At 76.4% G+C, this 1,189-nt stretch carries 1 protein-coding gene; it reads right to left on the bottom strand.

The features are described 5' to 3' along the window. Positions 1-1,108, bottom strand: a 1,108-nt coding sequence (locus ACIOFR_RS42370; protein WP_401006198.1) for a polyketide synthase dehydratase domain-containing protein, incomplete at its 3' end; no start/stop codon positions are given. Positions 1,109-1,189: the final 81 nt, after the last annotated feature.

The raw sequence follows: 1,189 nt of genomic DNA, 5'->3' as shown, positions 1-1,189 counted from the left end.
GGTGACGGGCGACCAGACCGCCCAGCATGCCCGAGGCGCCGGTGACCAGCACCGTGCCCGCAGCACCGAACACCGGCGCCGCGTCGACGGCCGCCGACGCCCGGGTCAGACGCGGCACCTGCACGGCACCCGCACGGACCGCGAGCTCCGGCTCGCCGGCCGCGAGGGCGGCGGAGAGGGCCTCACGGGAGAAGTCACCGCCGTCGACGTCCAGCAGGACCAGCCGCTCGGGGTTCTCCCCCTGGGCGGAGCGCACCAGGCCCCAGACCGGCGCGTGCACCAGGTCCTCGACGTCGGCACCGACGGCGCCACGGGTCACCAGGACGAGCCGCGAGTCGGCGAACCGGTCGTCGGCCAGCCACTCCTGCACCACACCCAGCACCACGTGCAGCGCGACCCGGACGGCCGACGCCAGGTCGTCCGCGCCGGCGACCGGCTCCAACGTCAGGAACACCGCGTCCGGGACGGCCGCGCCGCCCTCGACCGCCACGCCCAGCGCCGCCAGGTCCGGGTACGGCTGAGCACCGAAGCCCTCGCCACCGAGCACGGCCCAGCGGCCCGCCGAGGCGGCGGCCGACACCGGCAGCGGCGTCCACTCCACACGGTGCAGCGAGTCGACGAAGCCGCCGCGCGCGCTGCGCACCTGGTCCTCGGAGACCTCGCGGGACACCAGGGTCTCGACGGCGGCCACCGGGCGACCGGTCTCGTCCGCCAGGAGCAGCGAGGCCGCGTCCTGGCTGGTCTCGGAGAGGCGCAGGCGCAGGGCGTTCGCTCCGGCGGCGTAGAGGGTCACGCCGTTCCAGGAGAACGGGATCCGGGCCTGGCGGGGGCCGTCGGCCGTCGCGCCGTCGGCGATGTCGAGGCCGAGGGCGTGCAGCGCGGCATCGAGCAGCGCGGGGTGCAGGCCGTACTGCTCGGCGTCCTCGTGGGCGTCCTCGGGCAGTCGGATCTCGGCGTAGGTGTCACCGTCGTGGCGCCACGCGGCGCGCAGGCCCCGGAACACCGGCCCGTAGCCGAACCCGGCCGCGGCCAGCCGCTCGTACAGATCGTCGACCGCCACCGGGACGGCACCGCTCGGCGGCCACTCCACCAGATCGAACGAGGGCACGGCAGCCGAGCTGCTGGGCGCCAGCGAACCGGTGGCGTGCCGCGTCCACGGCTCGTCCGCCGCCGCATCCTCCGGACGCGA

Origin of the sequence: Kitasatospora sp. NPDC088346, from assembly GCF_044740765.1 — a bacterium.
Taxonomy (GTDB): domain Bacteria; phylum Actinomycetota; class Actinomycetes; order Streptomycetales; family Streptomycetaceae; genus Kitasatospora.
This window is presented reverse-complemented; position numbering and strand designations above follow the sequence as displayed.